Source organism: Blattabacterium cuenoti, assembly GCF_014252255.1.
GTDB classification, from domain to species: Bacteria; Bacteroidota; Bacteroidia; order Flavobacteriales; family Blattabacteriaceae; genus Blattabacterium; species Blattabacterium cuenoti_J.
Map to the genome: position 1 here is coordinate 22,749 of NZ_CP059213.1, position 19,819 is coordinate 42,567.

Here is a 19,819-nt window from a genome sequence, read left to right on the forward strand (position 1 = left end):
AATTGAGATTTTTCATTGAATTATCTTATAATGGTAAATATTTTTATGGATGGCAAGTCCAAAAAAAAGTAAATACAATAGAAGGAAATTTAGAATATTGTCTATCTAAATTATTAAAAAAATCTATCAATGTAATAGGAGCTGGAAGAACGGATAAAGGAGTCCATGCTAAACAAATGTTTGCACATTTTGATTATAAAGAAAAATTAAGTAATAATTTAATAGAAAGATTAAATATTTTTCTTCCTAAATCTATTAATATATTAAATATTTTCCCAGTAAAAAAAAATATTCATGCAAGATTTAATGCGATAAAACGAACGTATAAATATTATTTAATACGTAAAAAAAATCCATTTTATCAAGATTTTTCTTGGTATTATTTTTATCCATTAAATATTCAAAAAATGAATTTTGCTTCTAAAAAATTAATTGAATATCAAGATTTTAGTTCTTTTTGTAAAAAAAATACTTCTATAAAAGGAAATAATATATGTAATATAAATTATGTTTCTTGGTTAGAAAAAAATGATATTTTATGTTTTACTATTGAAGCTAATAGATTTCTAAGATCTATGGTTAGATCTATTATTGGAACACTTATTAATGTTGGAAGAAATAAAATTAGCGTTAAAGAATTTGTAAAAATTATAGAATCTAAAAATTCTAATTATTGTAAACAAATAGTTCCTGCATGTGGTTTATTTCTTACTAAAATTATTTATCCAGAAGACATTTTTTTATGAAAGAAAATTTAAAAATAAAAAGATCTTACTTAAAAAAACTTATTAAAATTACTTTAGATTATAAATTAATACTTATAGCGACAATTATTATTTCCATATTAATATCCTTTATTTCGGCTTATCGTCCTAAGCTTATACAAAAAGCAATAGATATTCATATACTTTATAAAGATTTTTTTGGACTTAAAAATATACTAATATTGATTTTTTTTCTTCTTTTTTTAGAAAGTATATTTCATTTTATTTTATTATATCTTTCTAATGTATTAGCTCAAAATGTAATTGGAAGAATTAGAATTCTTTTATTTGAAAAATTATTACATTTTAGAAATTCTTTTTTTAATAAAACTCCAATAGGAAAATTAGTATCTTATTCTGTATCAGATATAGAAACTATAACTGTAATATTTAATGATGGAATATTACTTGTTTCTGGAGATATTTTAAGAATTATTATGATTATCATAATGATGTTTACTGTACATAAAAAATTATCTTTGATTGTTTTTTTTACTATTCCTTTTATGTATATAATTACTCGTTTTTTTCAAAAAACGTTAAAAAAAACTTTTTATGAAGAACGAATTCAAACTTCACGATTGAATAGTTTTTTACAAGAAAATATTATAGGAATGTCTGTTATTCAACTTTTTCATAAAGAAAAAGAAGAATATTCAAAATTTGAATCTATTAATCGTAAATTAATGAATGCTCATTTTAAAACTATTTTTTATTTTTCTGTTTTTTTCCCTATAGTAGAACTTGTTTCTGCAGTTACAATAAGTGTTGTTATATTTTATGGAGGATTTCATGCAATTGAAAAAGGGAACATAAAACCAGGACAAATTATTGCTTTTATTTTTTTTATTTATCTTCTTTTTCGTCCTATGCGACAAATAGCAGATCGTTTTAATATTATTCAAAGAGGAATAGCTGGTATAGAAAGAATATTTTCTATATTAAATTCTAATGAATTTATTATTAATAATGGAAAGTTACGTTTTAAAAAATTTAAAGGACATATTGTATTTAATAATGTTCATTTTTCATATATGAAAAATGAAATGGTTTTAAATGGAATTTCTTTTGAAATAAAACCTGGAGAAAAAGTTGCTATAGTAGGATCTACAGGATCTGGAAAATCTACAATTACTCATTTAATATCAAGATTATATGAAATTAATAAAGGAGATATTTGGATTGATGGACATTCTATTCAAGATGTAGAATTAGAAAATTTAAGATCTCATATAAGAGTAGTAACACAAGATACATTTTTATTTAATGATTCAATTATAAATAATATTACATTAGGAGATCCTACTATTAGTTTGGAAAAAATAAAAAATATGGCAAAAAAAATAGGTATTCATAGTTTTATCACTTCATTACCTAATGGTTATAAATATATTGTAAAAGAAAGAGGAGGATTATTATCTCTTGGAGAAAAACAATTAATTTCTTTTTTAAGAGTTCAAATGCATCCTTATTCTATATTAATATTAGATGAGGCGACTGCTTCTTTAAATAAGGAATTAGAAAAAATGATTTATTCTGCTACAGATTTTTTAACTAAACATAAAACTTCTATTATTATTACTCACCGTCTTTCTACATTAAAAAATGCCGATAAAATATTAGCTATTAATAATGGATATATTGTTGAAAAGGGGACTCATAAAGAATTGATTGAACTTAATGGATATTATTCTGGATTATATAAAGAATCTTTTTATAATGAAAATTAATAATGAAAATTAATTAAGTACAATTTATATAAGTTTTTTTTAACATTTTATTTGTCCAATTATTTATAAATTCTTTTTTTTTGATATTTTTAACAAAATTTTTTAATATACTGTAATCTTTTTCAAAATGAATAGGACGAGAAGGAATTATATCTAATAATTTTACTATAAAAAATGCTTCTTTTCCATTTATAATTTCTTGATAAGGATTAGATATATTTCCTTTTTTTAAAGAATTTAATATTTTTTTCATATTTTTTAATAATTTATTTTCTTCAATGTAAATTTTATTCCATATTGAGTAACTTACAATTTTACTATTTTTTTCTTTTTTCATTAAATTTTCAAAATTTGTATTGAATATTTGTTTTTTAATTGAATCTATAAATAATTTTGTTTTTTTTAATTCATATTTAGAATATTTATTTTTAATAAAAATATGTCTTATATCTATTTCATTTTGTTTTTTTTTTTCTAATTTAATTAAATGAAATCCTAAATCAGTTTCAAAAGGATCTGATATTTCTTTTTCTGATAATGAAAAAATTACATTTTTAAATTTTTTTGGAAGACTTTCTACATTAACTCCTTTAATTAATCCACCATTTAATGCTGAATCATTATCTTCAGATAATAAAATAGCTTGAACAGAAAAATCTATATCAGAATGTATTTCTTTTTTTATTTTTTTTAAAAAATCAATATTTTTTCTTCTATTAATTGGACTTAATTTGGGATAAAAAACTACATAAGAAATACACATTTTTTTAGGAAAAAAAGGAATTTTATTTTTATTTTTTATAAAAAAATATTCTACTTCTTTAGGTGAAATTTCTATATCTTTTGTTATTTTTTGATAAAATTTTTCTATATACTGATAATTTTTAATTTTTTCTTTTAATTTTTCAATAAATTCTTTATTTTTAAATTGTATTAAAAATTCTTCTTTATTTGCATCGTTTTTACTCATTTCTGATAATAATTCTTGAATTTTTAATTCTAATTCTTGATTATTTATTTGTATACTATTATCTTTTTTAGCATAATAAAGTAGTAATTTTTCAATTAAAATATCATTAGAACAATTTTTTTTATTATTATGAATTTCATTATTTATTTCTGAATTTAAAATAATTTCATCTCCTACTATAGCATAAATACCTCCTAATTTTTCAAATGAATAAGAAAGATGATATATTAAAAAAAATAATAAAAAAATAGAAAACTTTTTAATATTGATCATAATTATGAAAATACAATTTTAATTTTATTAATAATACAAAAAAATTATAATATTATGACTTTAATAGCTAAAAATTTATATAAAAAATATAAAAATAAATATGTTGTTAATAATGTTTCTTTTCAATTAAATAGTGGAGAAATAGTTGGATTAATTGGACCTAATGGAGCTGGAAAAACAACTTCTTTTTATATGATTGTAGGATTAATTAAACCTGATAAAGGAGAAATATTTCTTTATGAAGAAAATATTACAAAAAAACCAATGTATAAACGTTCTCAAAAAGGAATTGGATATTTGTCGCAAGAACCATCTATTTTTAGAAAATTATCTGTAGAAGATAATATTTTATGCATATTAGAAATGCAAAAAAAATTTTATAAAAAAAGAAAAAAAATAACGGAAAAATTGATTGAAGAATTAGGATTACAACATATACGAAATCATCGTGGGGATCTTCTTTCTGGAGGAGAAAGAAGAAGAACGGAAATTGCTAGATGTTTAGCTATAAATCCTAAATTTATTCTTTTAGATGAACCTTTTTCTGGAATAGATCCAATAGCCATAGAAGAATTACAAAAAATTATTTTGTATTTAAAAAAAAAAATATAGGAATATTAATTACGGATCATAATGTACAAGAAATTTTTATGATTACGGATAGAATTTATTTAATTTTTGAAGGAGTTATTTTAAAACAAGGTCTTACTATTGATCTAATGCAAGATCCTTTAGTAAGAAAAGTTTATTTAGGAAATCATTTTATAAAAAAAAAAAAATGAATCATCGTTTTAAAGGACCAGAAGTTGGACTATTTCTTAATGGAACTCCTCCTACTTTTTTAGATAAAAAAATTTTTTTTTATAAAAAAATATTTGCTGTAGATGGAGCATTTTATTATTTAAATAAATTAGGAATTTCAGTAGATTATATAATAGGAGATTTTGATTCAATTACAATTAAAGAATTTACTTATGTAAATAAGTTTTTTATTACGTATAATCAAAAATATACTGATTTTGATAAAGCTTTAAATATAATTTATCAAAAAGGTTTTTTTAATATTAATGTTTGGGGAGGGAGTGGAAAAGAACAAGATCATTTTTTAGGAAATTTATCTACAGCTTTAAAATATAAAAAAAAATTATCTATTATATTTCATGATAAATATCATTCTTATTTTTTTTCTGATAAAAAAACTTTTTTTTATCAAAAAAAAAATAAGAAAATATCTTTATTTCCATTTCCAGAAGTAGAAAATTTACAAACTCATGGACTTAAATATCCTATTTATAAAGGATTTTTAAAAATAGGTAAAAATATAGGAATAAGAAACGAATCTAATGGAGAAAAAATAGAAATAAATTATAAAAAAGGAGAATTATTAATATTTATAGAAAAATAAAAATTTTTATTTAAATTTTTTTATCATTTTTTCTATATGATTAGCAGACTGAATTAAAAGATTTTTTTCTTTTTTATTTAATTGTAATTCTATAATTTTTTCTACTCCATTTTTTCCTAAAATAACTGGAACTCCTAAGTATATATTTTTTAAATTATATTCTCCTTTTAAAAATGCTGAACATGAAAAAATACGTTTAGAATCTTTTAAAATAGATTCTATCATTTTAACAACAGAAGCACTTGGAGCCATCCAAGCTGATGTTCCTAATAAATTTACTATTTCTTCTCCTCCTTTTTTTGTTTTTTCAATAATAATATTATTATCTTCTTCTGATATAAATTCTTGTATAGGAATTCCAGATATAGAAGTATATCTATATAAAGGAACCATTGTATCTCCATGTCCTCCTAATAATAAAGATTGAATATCATTAGGTGATAATTTTAATTTTTTGGATAAAAAATAACGATATCTTGTAGAATCTAAGATTCCAGACATACCAATTACACGAGAAGAATCAATATCAGCAGTTATATAACTAACATAAGCCATAATATCTAATGGATTTGATACAATAATAAATTTAGCTTTGGGAGAAAAAATAATAGATTTTTTCGTTACAGATCGAATAATATTCGCATTGATTTGAACAAGATCATCACGATTCATTCCAGGTTTTCTAGGTATACCACAAGTAATAACAATTATTTCAGAATTTTTGGATTTTGAATAATCATTAGTAATTCCAATAACTTTAGTATTTGATCCTATAATAGGAAGCATTTGAGATATGTCTAAACTTTTTCCTTCAGAAAATTTTTCTTTAACATCTAATAAAATAATTTTTTGAACTATATCTTTTTGAGCTAATAGACTAGCACAAGAAGATCCTACATTTCCTGCTCCAATAATAGTAATTTTCATGTTATTTTTATATGTTAATTTATCTTATTTACTTGAATATTTACCTAAATTTGTAATATTTAAATATAAACACAATTTCTATTCTTTATGAAAGAAGATTACATTAAAAAAAAAAATTCTATTCTAGACATATAGGACCATCTTCTAATGAAATTAACGATATGTTGAAAGAATTGCAATATTATTCTATTAATGATTTTATTAAAAAAGTTATACCTAAAGAAATACGTTTTAAAAAAAAATTAAATATTCCTAATTCTATTTCTGAATATCAATATTTAAATCATATTAATAAAATTAGTAAAAAAAATAAAATTTACCGTTCCTATATAGGGTTAGGATATAAAAATACTATTACTCCAAGTGTTATTCAACGAAATATTTTAGAAAATCCAAGTTGGTATACTCCTTATACTCCTTATCAATCAGAAATATCTCAAGGTCGTTTAGAAGCTTTGATTAATTTTCAAACTATGATTTCAGATATTACTGCAATGAAAATAAGTAATGCATCCATGTTAGATGAATCAACAGCTGCAGCAGATGCAATGTTTATGATTTATCAAGAAAAAATAAAAAAAAAACAAATTAATAATAATTATTGTTTTTTTATTTCAGATGAAATATTTCCACAAACTTTTTCAGTTTTAAAAACGAGATGTTTTGGTTTAGGAATACCTATTATAAAAGATAATCATAAAAATTTACTAAAAAAAAAATATAATGGAGAAAAAATATTTGGATTAATCATATCTTACCCTTCATGTTTAGGAGAAATATATGATTATAGTGATATAATAGAATATGCAAAAAGAAAAAATATATCAGTAATTGTTTCTACAGATATTCTATCTCTATCTTTATTAAAACCTCCTGGAGAATGGGGCGCTGATGTTGTTATAGGATCTAGCCAATCTTTTGGTATTCCTATGGGATATGGTGGTCCTCATGCCGCTTTTTTTGCCACTCATGAAAAATATAAACGTTTTTTACCTGGTAGAATTATTGGAATATCTGTAGATAAAAAAAATAAAAAAGCATTTCGTATGGCTTTACAAACTAGAGAACAACATATTAAAAGAGAAAAAGCAACTTCTAATATTTGTACATCACAAGTTTTTCCAGCCATTATGGCTTCTATGTATGCCGTATATCATGGAAAAGAAGGATTAATAGAAATAGCTAAAAGTATTCATAAATTTTCTAAGAAATTAGAATTTTTATTAATTAATAATATAAATAATATTTCTCAAGTAAACTCATTTTATTTTGATACTATTAGAATTAAAACAAATTCTATTAAAAAATTAAAAGAATTTTCAGAAATTAAAAAAACAAATTTTAGATATGTCAATAAAAATTATTTAACTATTACTTTAGATGAAACTACATGTAAAAAAGATATAGATCATATATTATCCATATTTTATGAAGTTTATAAAAATGAAAAAAGAAAAAAATTTAATAACAAAAAAAAAATTAATGAAAAGTATAAATTTCCTAATTCTTTAAAAAGAACTTCTAATTTTTTAGAAAATGAAGTTTTTCATAAATTTCATTCGGAAAATGAAATAATGCGTTATATAAAAAGGTTAGAAAAAAAAGATCTTTCTTTAAATCATTCTATGATACCTCTTGGATCATGTACAATGAAACTAAATGCTGCTACAGAATTATTATTTTTAAGTCAATATGAATGGAGAAATATTCATCCTTTTTGTCCTAATAAACAAGCAAAGGGATATCATTTTATCATTCGTAATTTAAAAAAATATTTAAAAGAAATAACTGGTTTTTCTGGTGTTTCTTTACAACCTAATTCTGGAGCTCAAGGAGAATATACTGGATTAATGGTTATTAAATATTATCATTATTCATTAAAAGAATTTCAAAGAAATATAGCATTAATTCCTACTTCTTCTCATGGAACGAATCCTGCTTCAGCAAATATGGCAGGAATGAAAATTATTTTGATTTCTACAAAAAATGATGGATCAATTGATATAAAGGATTTACTCCAAAAAGTAAAAAAATATAAAGATTTTTTATCTGTATTAATGATTACTTATCCTTCTACTCATGGTGTATATGAAGAAAATATTAAAGAAATAATAGATATTATTCATAAAAATGGAGGTCAAGTATATATGGATGGAGCAAATATGAATGCTCAAGTTGGTTTAATTAAACCAGCACATTTTGGTGTAGATATTTGTCATTTAAATCTTCATAAAACTTTCGCTATTCCTCATGGAGGAGGAGGACCTGGTATGGGTCCTATTTGCGTATCTTCGCATTTAAAACCTTTTCTTCCTGATCATCCTTTTTTATTAGAAAAAAAAGAAAATAAAAAGAATCAATTAACAATATCTTCTTCTCCATATGGATCTCCTTTAATACTTCCAATTTCCTATGCTTATATTCGTTTATTAGGTCCAGATGGACTTAAAAAATGTACAGAAATATCCGTATTGAATGCTAATTATATAAAAGAAAAATTAAAAAAATTTTATAATATATTATATGTAGGAAAAAATGATACAGTTGCACATGAATTAATTATAGATTGTAGGATTTTTAAATCTTTAGAAATAGATGTTTTAGATATAGCAAAAAGAATGATGGATTATGGATATCATGCTCCTACTATATCTTTTCCTATAGAAGGATGTATGATGATAGAACCTACGGAAAGTGAATCTAAAAAAGAATTAGATCGTTTTATTGAAACACTAATTAATATACGTAAAGAAATTCAAGAAATACAAGATGGAAAATATTCTCAAAAAGAAAATGTTCTTAAGAATGCGCCCCACAGTATAGAATTATTAACCAATAATGATTGGAAATATTCTTATAGTAGAGAAAAAGCAGCATATCCATTATATTGGGTTAGGTCTAGAAAATTTTGGCCATCCGTAAATCGTATTAATGATGGATACGGAGATAGAAATTTAATATGTACATGTAATTAAATAGTTTACAACATTGTTTTTTTTAAAATTCTTTAAATTTTGAATATGGAGAAACGTAAATATTATCAAATAATTTTTTTTCATATTTTAATAATCCTGTAATTGCTATCATTGCTCCATTATCTGTAGTATATTCTTTTTTAGGAATAAATATCTCCCATTTTTTGTTCTTCTTTGCAAAAGATATAAACATTCGTCTAATTTCATAATTAGCGGAAACTCCACCAGCTAAAGCGATTCTAAAAATATTAGTTTTTAGAGTCGCTTTTTGCATTTTTTCTAAAAGTATTTCTGCTATTGTTCTTTGAATAGATGCACAAATATCAGATATATTTTGTTTTATAAACAATGGATTTTTTTTTAATTTGTTTTTAATAAATTGTAAAATATGACTTTTAAATCCACTAAAACTAAAATTTAAACCATTAATTAATGGTTTTGAAAAATAAAATTTTTTATAATTTCCATTTTTAGAAAATAATTCTATCATAGGTCCTCCAGGATAATGAAATCCCAATATTCTAGCTATTTTATCAAACGTATCTCCTATTGCATCATCTAAAGTAGATCCTAATATTTTCATTTGAAAAAAATCATCTACCTTAACTATTTGAGTATGACCTCCACTTATTACTAAACTTAAAAATGGAAATTTAGGACAATAGTTATTAATATTAGAATTTTTTATAAAATGAGTAAGTATATGAGCTTGTATATGATTTACAGTTAATAAAGGTATATCTAATCCCATTGAAAATGATTTTGCAAAAGAAGCCCCTACTAATAAAGACCCTATTAATCCTGGGCCTAAAGTAAAAGATACAGCGTCAATTTCATTTTTTTTAATTTTTGCTGAATGAATAGATTTATGTACTGCAATTATCATATTTTTATCATGTAATCTTGAAGCCAACTCTGGAACTACACCTCCATATTTTTTATGAATATATTGATGAATAACAATATTAGATAATACATATCTATTTTGAATGATAGAAACAGCTGTTTCATCACATGATGATTCTATACCAATAATAATAGGTTTTTTTTTCATAAAAAAATAAGAATATATTTGAAAATGAATAATGTTTTTTTATATCAATTTTTTACAAAAAAAAAAATAATACTCTTTTTTTTACTTTTTTTATGTGTATTTATTTATTTTATAAATATTTATGATCAAAAAATAATACAAAAAAAAGTATCAACATTTTTATTACAAAAAGTAAAAAAAAAATTTGGTAATAAAATTTATATAAAACATATTTCATTTAATCTTCTTAAAAAAGAATTAATTTTATATGATGTAAAAATAAAAGATCATCATTATTTTCCTTTTATTCATTTATATAAATGTAAAATATATATTAATAATTTATTTTTTTTAATTTTTATTAATTATAAATATTTAAGTATACAAAGTATAGTTATTGAAAATTCTTCTTTCTTTGTAAAAAAATATTTTAAAGAAAAAGAAAATAATATCTTTTATTTTATTAAAAATTTTTTAAATAATAAAAAATTTAATAAAATAAAAATTATTACTTGTTCTAAGTTAAAAATAAATAAATCTCATTTTAGATATATAAATTCTAAAAAAGAATTTAATTATTTTTTTTCTAGTTATATAAAAAATATTATAATAAAAAAGAAAAAAATAAAAGCTTCTATTTTATCTTTTCAATCTAAAATTTTTATAAATAAAAAGAAATTTTTTATAAAAAATTTCTTTTGTAATTTAATATATTTTTATCCAAAAAGATTAGAAATTCATAATTTTTTTATAAAAACATCTAATAGTTTTTTAAAAGGTATTTTTTATATTGATATTTTACAAAAAAATATAAAATGTAAAATTTTTAAAGGATCAAAATTAGGATATGATTTAGGAGGATTTTTTTATAAAAAATGGTTTTTAAATTTAAAATTATTTTTTCAAGGAAATATAAATGGAAAATTTCATGGTATAAATAATAAATTTTTTTTATCTAATATTTTTATCAAATATTCACAAAAAAATAAATTTTTTGCAAAAAAAATTCATGTTTATTTATTTAATAATAAATGTAAAAAAATTAAATTTTTTAAAACTTTTATTCAATTTTATCCTCATAAAATTATTCCATATAATTTTTATTCTCAATTAAATTTCAAAAAAGTTAATTCTAATTTTAAACCATGGATATATAAAGGTAATTTAACTATTATAATAAAAAAAAAAATAAGTTTAAAAATAGAAGGAATTATTCAAAAAAATTTTTTAATAGCAAAAATATCAACTTATATTAATTTTTTAAATCATAATATTCAATATATAGGTAAAATTTTAATAGAAAAAAAATATATATTAAAAATTTTATTAAATAAAAATAAAAAAAATTTTTTTTTCATTCCATCAAAAATTCCACTATTTACAAATAAATATTCATTTTATAAATTATGGATTTTATTAAAAATTAAAGAAAATTTATCAAAAATTTTTATAAATCTATTTTCATCTCATTCAGAAGATTATAAAATTAATTTTCAAGGAAAAATTAATTTACAATATCAAAAAATAGATATAATAATAAATAATAATAAAAATAATAAAAAAAATCAAATAAATAAAAAAATCAAAATAATATTAATTAATAATAAAAAATTCAAAAAAATTAATATTAATATATATGATATTATTATTGGTAATATTAATGGATATTTTAAATGGAAAGATTTATTTCATATAATGAAAAAAGAAATTTTTTATTTAAAAAAATCCTATAAAAAAAGAGGATTTTTTTCTATAAATTATAATTTTATAATAAAAAAATATTTTTATAAATTCATAAAATATAAAAAAAACATAAAAATTTTTTCTGATATTATAATTTCAGGAAAAAAAAATAATGATAAATTTGAAAATATTTTTTTTATAAAAAAAATTCAATCAAATAAAATAATTTTTCATAAATTATTTATAATAGTTGATTCTTCTTTAAAAAAGAAAATACAAATTCATGCAGAAAAAATTATTTATAAAAATTTTTTTTGTAAAAAAATAAATATATTTTTTTTAAAAAATCAAGGTAATTTTTGGATTATTAATTTGAAATTTTTATTCAAATTAAAAGAACAAGAATATAAAAAACAAATATTAAATTTTTTTTGTAAAAAAGAAAAAAATTTTTTTCTTTTTTTACCTTTATATTCTAAATTAAATATTAATGGATATAATTGGAATATTAATATAGATAATAATAATTTAGGAAAAATAAAAATAGACTTTATTAAAAAAATATATATCATTCATAATATTATTTTTCTTTCAGAAAAACAAAAAATTATTATAAATGCATTTTTTATTAAAAATAAAACAAAAATATTTCATTTTTATTTTAAAAATATAAAATTACAAAAAATAATAAATAATACAGATGGTTTAGTTAACGGATTTTTTTTATGTCAAAGCGATTACAACTATAATAAAATAAAACCTAATATCCATATACAAATTACAAATTTTTCAATTAAAAAAATTTTTTTAGGAAATTTTTATATTCATTCATTTTATAATAAAAATATAAAAAATTATAATATTAATGGATACTTGAAAAAAAATAATCAAGATATTTTAAAAATATATGGAAATATCAATAATAAATACACAAATCAATCAAAAATAGATTTTAATATTGATATTATCAATTTCAGAATAGATAATTTTTCTTTTTTTTATAAAAAAATTAATAGTGAAATAAGAGGTTTTCTTACAGGAAAGATAAGAATATTTGGAAATATAAAAGATCCACATTATTGTGGAAGAATAAAAATTAAAAAATTTGGAATAAAAATAAATTCAATTAATATAGATTATGAAATAATAAATAATGCTTATATAAATATTTATTCTAAATATTGCATATTATTGTCTTCTTCTTTTTTTAAGGATACTAAATATAATACTAAAGGATATATAAATGGATATTTTTTACATAAAAATTTTATAAAATGGGATTTTAAATTTTTTATAAATACAAAAAATTTACTTGTTTTAGACACAAATGAAAAACAAAATCGTTTTTTATTTGGAAAAATATTAATAAATGGAAAAATTCAAATAATAAAAAAAGAAAATAAAGTTAATGTTTTGATGAAAAATGGAGAAATTTTAAATTCTTCTCATTTATATATTAATCCTAATTATAAAAAAAAACATAAAAGTATACCAAATAAAAATTACAAAATAGAAGAAAAAAATTATTTATTAATAGATATAAATCTAAAAATAAATATAAAAAAAAATACAAAAGTATCAATTTTTCTAAATAAAAATTTAGAAAATTTTTTTGAATTAAAAGGAGAAGGTTATCTTTTTTTAAGAAAAAAATATAAAAAAAATATTGAAACTAATGGAAAATATTTTATAATAGATGGATTATATCATTTTTCTAAAAAAGAAAAAATACCAATTATTAAACTAGAAAAAAAATTTAAAATAAAACCAGGAGGATTTATTTCTTGGAAAAAAAATTTTAATCAATCTAATATAAATTTAATTGCTTATGAAAATAAATATATTTTCAACATAAATGATTATATTCATTTAAAAAAATTTTCAGAAAATAATAAGAATATGATTTTTACAGAATTAATAATTCATATTTATGGAAAAATAAATAAACTTAATATAAAAATGGATATTTTATTTCCTAAAAGTAATGAAAAAATTCAACAAAAATTATTAAATAAATTAAATTCTTTTGAAGAAAAAACAATACAATTTATATATATTTTAATTTTAGGAAAATTTTTTGTAAAAAATAATATTATAAATAATTTTTTTTATTTTTCTATTTTTAAAATTTTTTTTAAAAAATTAAAAAAAATACTATTATATTCATATATATATGAACCAATTAATAAACCAATTAAATATTAAAAATAAAAAAAATAATATCATTGATATTATCATATTACTAATTGAAAAACAAGAATATATTTCTTAAAAAGAAAGTTTTGTATCTTGGTATTTTTAATACCTTTATTTAAAAATAAAAATATAAAACAATGATTTTAAGATATAATACCGATGAAATAGACAATACTATTATAAGAAAATTAAATATAAATGCTAGAACTCCATATACTGAAATAAGTAAACAAATTAGTAAAGAAATAAAACCACTATCTGTTGGAACTGTTCATGTTAGAGTTAAAAAATTAGAAGATGCAGAAATTATAAAAGGAAGCACTTTGATTATTGGATATGAATCGTTAGGATTTCATCTAATAGCTTTTGTAGGAATTTTATCAGATTCTCGTGAATCTAAATTGGTAAAAGAAGAATTAAAAAAAATTCCTAATATAGTACAATTATATATTACATCGGGTAAATACAATCTTTTCTGTAGAATTATTGCTAAAGATCCTTCAGATGCTAGAGATGTTATTTCTAAAATTGGAGAAATTAAAGGAGTTCTTAGAACAGAATCTACTATTTGTTTAGAAGAAAGTATCAATGATGAAAATAGATTATTATCTAATATTTTACAAAAAAATCAATCATCTTCATCTTATAAAAAAAAAATATAATCTAATAATGTTTCATCATATAAATATAAATTTATATTTATAATTTATAATTATTATAATTATTTTATAATACTTCTTCTTGAAATATAAATTTTATCCTTCCGAAAAAATTGCATATTTTCAATTTTTAGGTAATGACTAATTTCTTAAAATTTTATACACATAAAAATATTGCATATAAGATTTTAGTTCCAATTATTGCAGTCTTATCATTAACATTTTTTTTCCCAAAAAAAGATATTTTTCAATATAAATTTTCAAAAGGAAAAAATTGGATTTATAAAGATTTATTTTGTCCATTTGATTTTATTATTCAAAAAAATAGTAAAGATATTGATTTTGAAATAAATATATTGAAAAATAATAAAGAAATATTTTTTCTTAAAAAGAATAAAATAGTTAATAATATAAAAAAAAAGATTCAAAAAATTTCATTTATAAATAAAAATAAGAAAAATTATCAAATTGTTTTTAAAATAATAAATACTATATATAAATATGGATATATAGATTATATTCCATATAATATAAAAAATAATAAAATTAATATAATTTTTTTTTATAAAAATAAAAAATGGATTCCCATTTTATATAAAAAAATATACACTTATAAAAAAGTAAGTAATATTATTAATAAAAATTTATCAAAAAAAAATTATCATGTTTATACTTTAAAAAAAATTTTGAAAAAAATTATTACTCCAAACTTTTTTTATAATAAAAATTATACTGAATTTTTTTTTCATAAAAAAATTAAATCTATCAATAATATAAAATATTCCTTTTTAAAAGGAGATAAAATTATTGGAAAAAATGAAATAATAAATGAAAATAAATTTCAAATTTTATCTTCTTTCAAAAAAGAATATGAAAATAAAATATGGAATAAAAAAAAGGATTATTGTCTTATTATAGGATATTTTTTTATAATAAGTATTATATTCACTTTATTTATATTATATATTTTTTATTTTCATAATAAAATATTTAGAAATAATAGGATTATAAATTTTTTATTTATTAATATATTATTCATATCATTAATTACTATTTTAATTTTAAAATATCATTCTAAAATATTATATATAATTCCTTTTTGTATACTTCCTATAAGTATACGCGCTTTTTTCAATTTTCATTTGAGTATCATTATTCATATGACAACAATTTTATTATTATCCTTAATAATTCCGAATAGTTTTGAATTTTTTTTTATTCAAGTAACTACAGGATTTATGGTAATGTTAACAAAAAATAATATTTATAAAATGGCAAATCTTTTTATTGCTGTGATTAAAATTATTCTTACTTATATAATTATTTTTATTTTACTCACTTTAATACGTGAAGGTTCTTTAGAAAAAATTTCTTATAATACTTTTTACTTATTTTTTTTTAATGGAATTTTAACTTTATTTGTTCATCCATTAATATTTCTTTTTGAAAAATTATTAAATATTACTTCTGATATTTCATTATTAGAATTATCTGATACTAATACTCCAATATTAAGATTATTATATCAAAAAGCTCCAGGTACTTTACAACATGTTTTAACGGTAGCAAATCTTGCAGAAGAAGCAGCTGTAGCTATTGGAGCTCATTCTTTATTAGTAAAAATAGGATCTATTTATCATGATATAGGAAAAATAAAAAATTCTAATTTTTTTATAGAAAATCAACATAATATAAATAATCCACATCATAAATTATGTCCAAAAGAAAGTGCTAAAATTATTTTATCGCATGTTTCAATTGGAATTAATTTAGCAAAAAAATATAATTTACCTGATTCTGTTACTGATTTTATACGTACTCATCATGGTAATAGTATTATTCATTTTTTTTATAAAAAACAAATAGAAAAATATCCAAATATTAAAATAGATAAAAAACAGTTTCAATATTCTGGACCTAAACCATTTTCTAAAGAAACAGCTATTGTTATGATTGCAGATTCTGTAGAAGCAGCTTCTAAAAGTATAAAAAATCCATCTTATAAAATTTTAGAAGAATTAGTAGAAAATGTTATTAATAAACAAAAAAAAGAAAATCAATTTTCTAATGCAGATATTACTTTAAAAGAAATAGAAAAAGTAAAAAAAGTTTTAAAAAAAAAATTAATAAATATTTATCATACTAGAATAGAATATCCTAATACTTAATTATTTTTTTATTTAATATAATATATCTATTTTAGATTGTTATTTTTGGAGATTTGCCGGAGTGGTTAACGGAACAGTTTGCTAAACTGTCGGTATATATAATACCGCGTGGGTTCGAATCCCACATTCTCCGCAATGTAAAATGTAAAAAAACGGGGTATAGCGTAGTTTGGTTATCGCGCCTGGTTTGGGACCAGGAGATCGTAGGTTCAAATCCTGCTACCCCGATTATAATTATAAAGGTCACGTGGCTCAAATGGATAGAGCAACTGCCTTCTAAGCAGTAGGTTACAGGTTCGAATCCTGTCGTGATCATTTTTTTCCTTCTAAAATTTCATCTATCATTCCATACTCCTTTGCTTCTTTAGAAGTCATCCAATAATCTCTATCTGAATCTTTTTCTATTTTTTCCATAGAAACTCCTGAATGTTTTGATATAATCTCATAAAGTTCTTTTTTTAATTTTACAATTTCACGAACTGTAATTTCAATATCTGAAGCTTGTCCTTGTGTCCCTCCTATAGGTTGATGAATCATGATTCTAGAATGTTTTAATGCAGATCTCTTATTTTTCACACCTGCACAAAGTAAAACAGCAGCCATAGATGCCGCCATTCCAGTACAAATAGTAGCTACATCAGGTTCTACAATTTGCATTGTATCGTATATTCCTAATCCTGCATAAACATCTCCTCCTGGAGAATTAATATAAATTTGTATATCTTTTATAGAATCTACAGATTGTAAAAATAATAATTGAGCTTGTACAATATTAGCTATTTGATCTTCTATAGGAGTTCCTAAAAAAATAACTCTATCCATCATTAAACGAGAAAAAACATCCATTTGAGCAACATTTAATTTTCTTTCTTCAACGATATAAGGTGTCATTGATTGAATATATTTATTTATCGTTAAACTGTTAATTTTTTTATGCTTAGTTGCATATAATATAAATTCTTCTGAATTATTTTTATAGTACATTTCTTTATATGTAAATATTTTATTAAAGTTACTTAATAATTAATATCCATTTAATATGCAAAATTTTATAAAAAAATTAACACACGCATAAAAAAAAATATAGAAATTAGAAACTTTTAATTTTTAATTTTGTATTTAATTTGTATAAAAGATTAGCAAAACAAACAATTATTTATTCCATTGGATCAATTTTACCTAAAATTATTAATTATGCTTTTTTAAAATTTTTTACTATTTCTTTGAAAAAAGAAGAGTTTTCTCTTTATACAGATATGTATTCTTTATCTTTTATAGTTATCGGGTTTATTTCTTTTGGATTAGAAAATACTTATTTTAGATTTTTATATAAAAAAAATTATAATCAAGAAACTGTATTTTCAACAGGTGTTATAATTCAATTATTTATTACATCTTTTTTTTTAATTATTTCTATTCATTCAATTAAATATTTAATTTCTATTGCTGGATATCATAATCATCCAGAATATTTTTTTATGTTTTTTTTTATTATATTTTTGGATACAGTTTGCATCCTTCCTATGGCTTGGCTTCGTGCAAATGAAAAACCATTAAAATATACTATTATAAATTTAATAAAAATATTAATACAATCATTTTTAACAATTTATATGTTTTTTTATTCTAATAATTTTTTTATAAAAAAAACTTATTTTTTTTTTATTTTTGAATGGATAAATTCTTATACAGATAGAACTGGTTATATTTTTTTTGCAAATATGATATCATCTTTAAGTAATTTATTTTTAGTATTTCCTATTTTTTTTAAAAAAGTAATTATTAGAAAATTTGATAAAATTCTTGCTAAAAAAATGTTAAAATATGGTATTCCTATTATGTTTGGAACTATTGCTTTTTCTATTAATGAAAATCTTGATAAAATTTTGATTAAAAGATGGGTATCTGATGAAATTAATGGATCTTATTCTGCTTGTTATAAGATAGCTTCTTTTATGAGTTTATATATAAGAATTTTTCGTTTAGGAATTGAACCTTTTTTTTTTAAAAAATCTGGTGATTCTAATGCAAAATATTATTATGAAGAAATAAATTATATATTTATTCTTTTTGGATTAATTTTTTATGTATTAATATGTGGAAATATTCCTATTTTTATAGGATTTTTTATTGATCAAAAATATCATTTTGCCATGTCTATTATCCCTATAATAATGATGGCAAATTTATTTTTAGGAATTTATACAAATTTATCTATTTTTTATAAAATAATAGACAAACCTATTATTGGTACTTATATATCTTTAATAGGAGTATTAATTACTTTTTTATTTAATATAATTTTTATTTTTCTTCCTTATAAGAATAATAATTTTATAATTCCTGCTTGGGGTACTTTTGTTTCATATGGATCTATGTTAATTATTTTATATTTTTGGGGTAAAACAATTTTTTTTCAATTTTTTAAAAAAAAAATAAATGTTATAATTCATTTTTTATTTGCAATTTTATTAGTATTTATAATAAATAATCAAAAAAAAATAATATTTAGTTTTATTTTTCAATTTATTTATTTAATAATTATTTTTTTATTGGAAAAAAAAATATTTATTAATTTCATTAAAAAATAAATAATAAAATAAATTTTGTATAACAAAAATAAAAATGGATATCAATTAATTTTAATTGCTAATATAGAAAAATCTATTTCTATTAAATTTTTAGAAAGAAAATTGATATCAACAGGTATTTTTATTCAATTTTATCCAAAAATGATTTATAATTTTTGGATAAAAAAAAAATTAATAGAAGCTATTTGTATTATTCATCTTACACAAGAGAAAAAAAATAAAACTAATTTATTTTTATATAAAGAAATTAAAATTCTTATAATAAACGTTTTATTTAAAACTATAAAAATTCAATCCAATGAAAAATTAGTTATATTAAATATATTTCAAGAAAAAAATAAAATAAAATGGGAAAAATGTATTTTTTTAAATACTAGCATAAGAGGAAATAATAGTTTTGGAAGTACTGGAATATAAAAATATAAAAAAAATAATTAAAATATAT

General features: G+C 19.3%; 13 protein-coding genes, 3 tRNA genes and 1 pseudogene. 13 read left to right on the top strand and 4 right to left on the bottom strand.

The window, feature by feature from the left end; translation table 11 throughout:
- Nucleotides 1-2 precede the first annotated feature (2 nt).
- Together truA and H0H41_RS00100 are read left to right on the top strand one after the other, a co-directional pair.
- The gene (gene truA / locus H0H41_RS00095; protein WP_185872239.1) at nucleotides 3-746 is read left to right on the top strand and encodes a tRNA pseudouridine(38-40) synthase TruA; all 744 of its coding nucleotides are present in this window, start codon (nucleotides 3-5) and stop codon (nucleotides 744-746) included.
- Nucleotides 743-2,494 carry an ABC transporter ATP-binding protein gene (locus tag H0H41_RS00100; protein ID WP_185872240.1) on the top strand — a complete coding sequence of 584 codons (1,752 nt, stop codon included), beginning with the start codon at nucleotides 743-745 and terminating at the stop codon, nucleotides 2,492-2,494. Before truA ends, H0H41_RS00100 begins: the two co-directional genes overlap by 4 nt.
- A gap of 13 nt (nucleotides 2,495-2,507) precedes the next feature.
- Here H0H41_RS00100 and H0H41_RS00105 read toward each other — a convergent pair whose 3' ends face one another.
- Nucleotides 2,508-3,737 carry a peptidylprolyl isomerase gene (locus H0H41_RS00105; RefSeq protein WP_223843730.1) on the bottom strand — a complete coding sequence of 410 codons (1,230 nt, stop codon included), beginning with the start codon at nucleotides 3,735-3,737 and terminating at the stop codon, nucleotides 2,508-2,510.
- 54 nt (nucleotides 3,738-3,791) lie between these two features.
- On the opposite strand from H0H41_RS00105, the pseudogene lptB reads away from it, so the two are divergent.
- Nucleotides 3,792-4,519, top strand: a pseudogene (gene lptB / locus H0H41_RS00110) (LPS export ABC transporter ATP-binding protein).
- Entirely contained in the window at nucleotides 4,516-5,142 is a 627-nt protein-coding gene (locus tag H0H41_RS00115) for a thiamine diphosphokinase (protein ID WP_185872241.1), read from the top strand. Before lptB ends, H0H41_RS00115 begins: the two are co-directional and overlap by 4 nt.
- 6 nt (nucleotides 5,143-5,148) lie before the next feature.
- Here the strand turns inward: H0H41_RS00115 and mdh are convergent, their stop codons facing one another.
- Nucleotides 5,149-6,069, bottom strand: a complete 921-nt coding sequence (gene mdh / locus H0H41_RS00120; protein ID WP_185872242.1) for a malate dehydrogenase — start codon at nucleotides 6,067-6,069, stop codon at nucleotides 5,149-5,151.
- Nucleotides 6,070-6,230: 161 nt separating this feature from the next.
- Between mdh and gcvP the strand changes: the two genes are divergently transcribed.
- On the top strand, nucleotides 6,231-9,044 hold the full coding sequence (gcvP, locus tag H0H41_RS00125; protein WP_215905131.1) for an aminomethyl-transferring glycine dehydrogenase: 2,814 nt from the start codon (nucleotides 6,231-6,233) through the stop codon (nucleotides 9,042-9,044).
- Nucleotides 9,045-9,066: 22 nt separating this feature from the next.
- Here gcvP and tsaD read toward each other — a convergent pair whose 3' ends face one another.
- Nucleotides 9,067-10,098 (bottom strand): tRNA (adenosine(37)-N6)-threonylcarbamoyltransferase complex transferase subunit TsaD, encoded by a 1,032-nt coding sequence (gene tsaD / locus H0H41_RS00130; protein ID WP_185872243.1) that lies wholly within the window; start codon nucleotides 10,096-10,098, stop codon nucleotides 9,067-9,069.
- A gap of 24 nt (nucleotides 10,099-10,122) precedes the next feature.
- Between tsaD and H0H41_RS00135 the strand changes: the two genes are divergently transcribed.
- From H0H41_RS00135 to H0H41_RS00160, 6 genes are all read left to right on the top strand, one after another.
- Entirely contained in the window at nucleotides 10,123-13,965 is a 3,843-nt protein-coding gene (locus H0H41_RS00135; protein WP_185872484.1) for a translocation/assembly module TamB domain-containing protein, read from the top strand.
- Between the two features lie 128 nt (nucleotides 13,966-14,093).
- Nucleotides 14,094-14,618 (top strand): Lrp/AsnC family transcriptional regulator, encoded by a 525-nt coding sequence (locus H0H41_RS00140; RefSeq protein WP_185872244.1) that lies wholly within the window; start codon nucleotides 14,094-14,096, stop codon nucleotides 14,616-14,618.
- A gap of 134 nt (nucleotides 14,619-14,752) precedes the next feature.
- Nucleotides 14,753-16,783, top strand: a complete 2,031-nt coding sequence (locus tag H0H41_RS00145; RefSeq protein ID WP_185872245.1) for an HD family phosphohydrolase — start codon at nucleotides 14,753-14,755, stop codon at nucleotides 16,781-16,783.
- Between the two features lie 47 nt (nucleotides 16,784-16,830).
- Nucleotides 16,831-16,916: transfer RNA gene (locus H0H41_RS00150), tRNA-Ser, on the top strand.
- 20 nt (nucleotides 16,917-16,936) lie between these two features.
- A tRNA-Pro gene (locus H0H41_RS00155) sits at nucleotides 16,937-17,011 on the top strand.
- Nucleotides 17,012-17,024: 13 nt separating this feature from the next.
- A tRNA-Arg gene (locus H0H41_RS00160) sits at nucleotides 17,025-17,098 on the top strand.
- On the opposite strand, the gene clpP is transcribed toward H0H41_RS00160, so the two are convergent.
- A complete protein-coding gene (clpP, locus tag H0H41_RS00165) occupies nucleotides 17,096-17,767 on the bottom strand; it encodes an ATP-dependent Clp endopeptidase proteolytic subunit ClpP (protein ID WP_185872246.1) in 672 nt (223 codons plus the stop codon). The two genes, H0H41_RS00160 and clpP, sit on opposite strands and share 3 nt — an antisense overlap.
- Before the next feature lie 140 nt (nucleotides 17,768-17,907).
- On the opposite strand from clpP, the gene H0H41_RS00170 reads away from it, so the two are divergent.
- Nucleotides 17,908-19,374, top strand: a complete 1,467-nt coding sequence (locus tag H0H41_RS00170; RefSeq protein ID WP_185872247.1) for a lipopolysaccharide biosynthesis protein — start codon at nucleotides 17,908-17,910, stop codon at nucleotides 19,372-19,374.
- Between the two features lie 15 nt (nucleotides 19,375-19,389).
- Entirely contained in the window at nucleotides 19,390-19,791 is a 402-nt protein-coding gene (locus tag H0H41_RS00175) for a dUTP diphosphatase (RefSeq protein ID WP_185872248.1), read from the top strand.
- Nucleotides 19,792-19,819 lie beyond the last annotated feature (28 nt).

Coding starts and splice junctions, on each gene's coding strand:
- mdh (WP_185872242.1), bottom strand. CDS start 6,069: ATGAAAATTACTATTATTGGAGCAGGAAATGTAGGATCTTCTTGTGCT.
- H0H41_RS00145 (WP_185872245.1), top strand. CDS start 14,753: ATGACTAATTTCTTAAAATTTTATACACATAAAAATATTGCATATAAG.
- clpP (WP_185872246.1), bottom strand. CDS start 17,767: ATGTACTATAAAAATAATTCAGAAGAATTTATATTATATGCAACTAAG.
- tsaD (WP_185872243.1), bottom strand. CDS start 10,098: ATGAAAAAAAAACCTATTATTATTGGTATAGAATCATCATGTGATGAA.
- H0H41_RS00105 (WP_223843730.1), bottom strand. CDS start 3,737: ATGATCAATATTAAAAAGTTTTCTATTTTTTTATTATTTTTTTTAATA.
- H0H41_RS00115 (WP_185872241.1), top strand. CDS start 4,516: ATGAATCATCGTTTTAAAGGACCAGAAGTTGGACTATTTCTTAATGGA.
- H0H41_RS00140 (WP_185872244.1), top strand. CDS start 14,094: ATGATTTTAAGATATAATACCGATGAAATAGACAATACTATTATAAGA.
- H0H41_RS00100 (WP_185872240.1), top strand. CDS start 743: ATGAAAGAAAATTTAAAAATAAAAAGATCTTACTTAAAAAAACTTATT.
- H0H41_RS00135 (WP_185872484.1), top strand. CDS start 10,123: ATGAATAATGTTTTTTTATATCAATTTTTTACAAAAAAAAAAATAATA.
- gcvP (WP_215905131.1), top strand. CDS start 6,231: ATGTTGAAAGAATTGCAATATTATTCTATTAATGATTTTATTAAAAAA.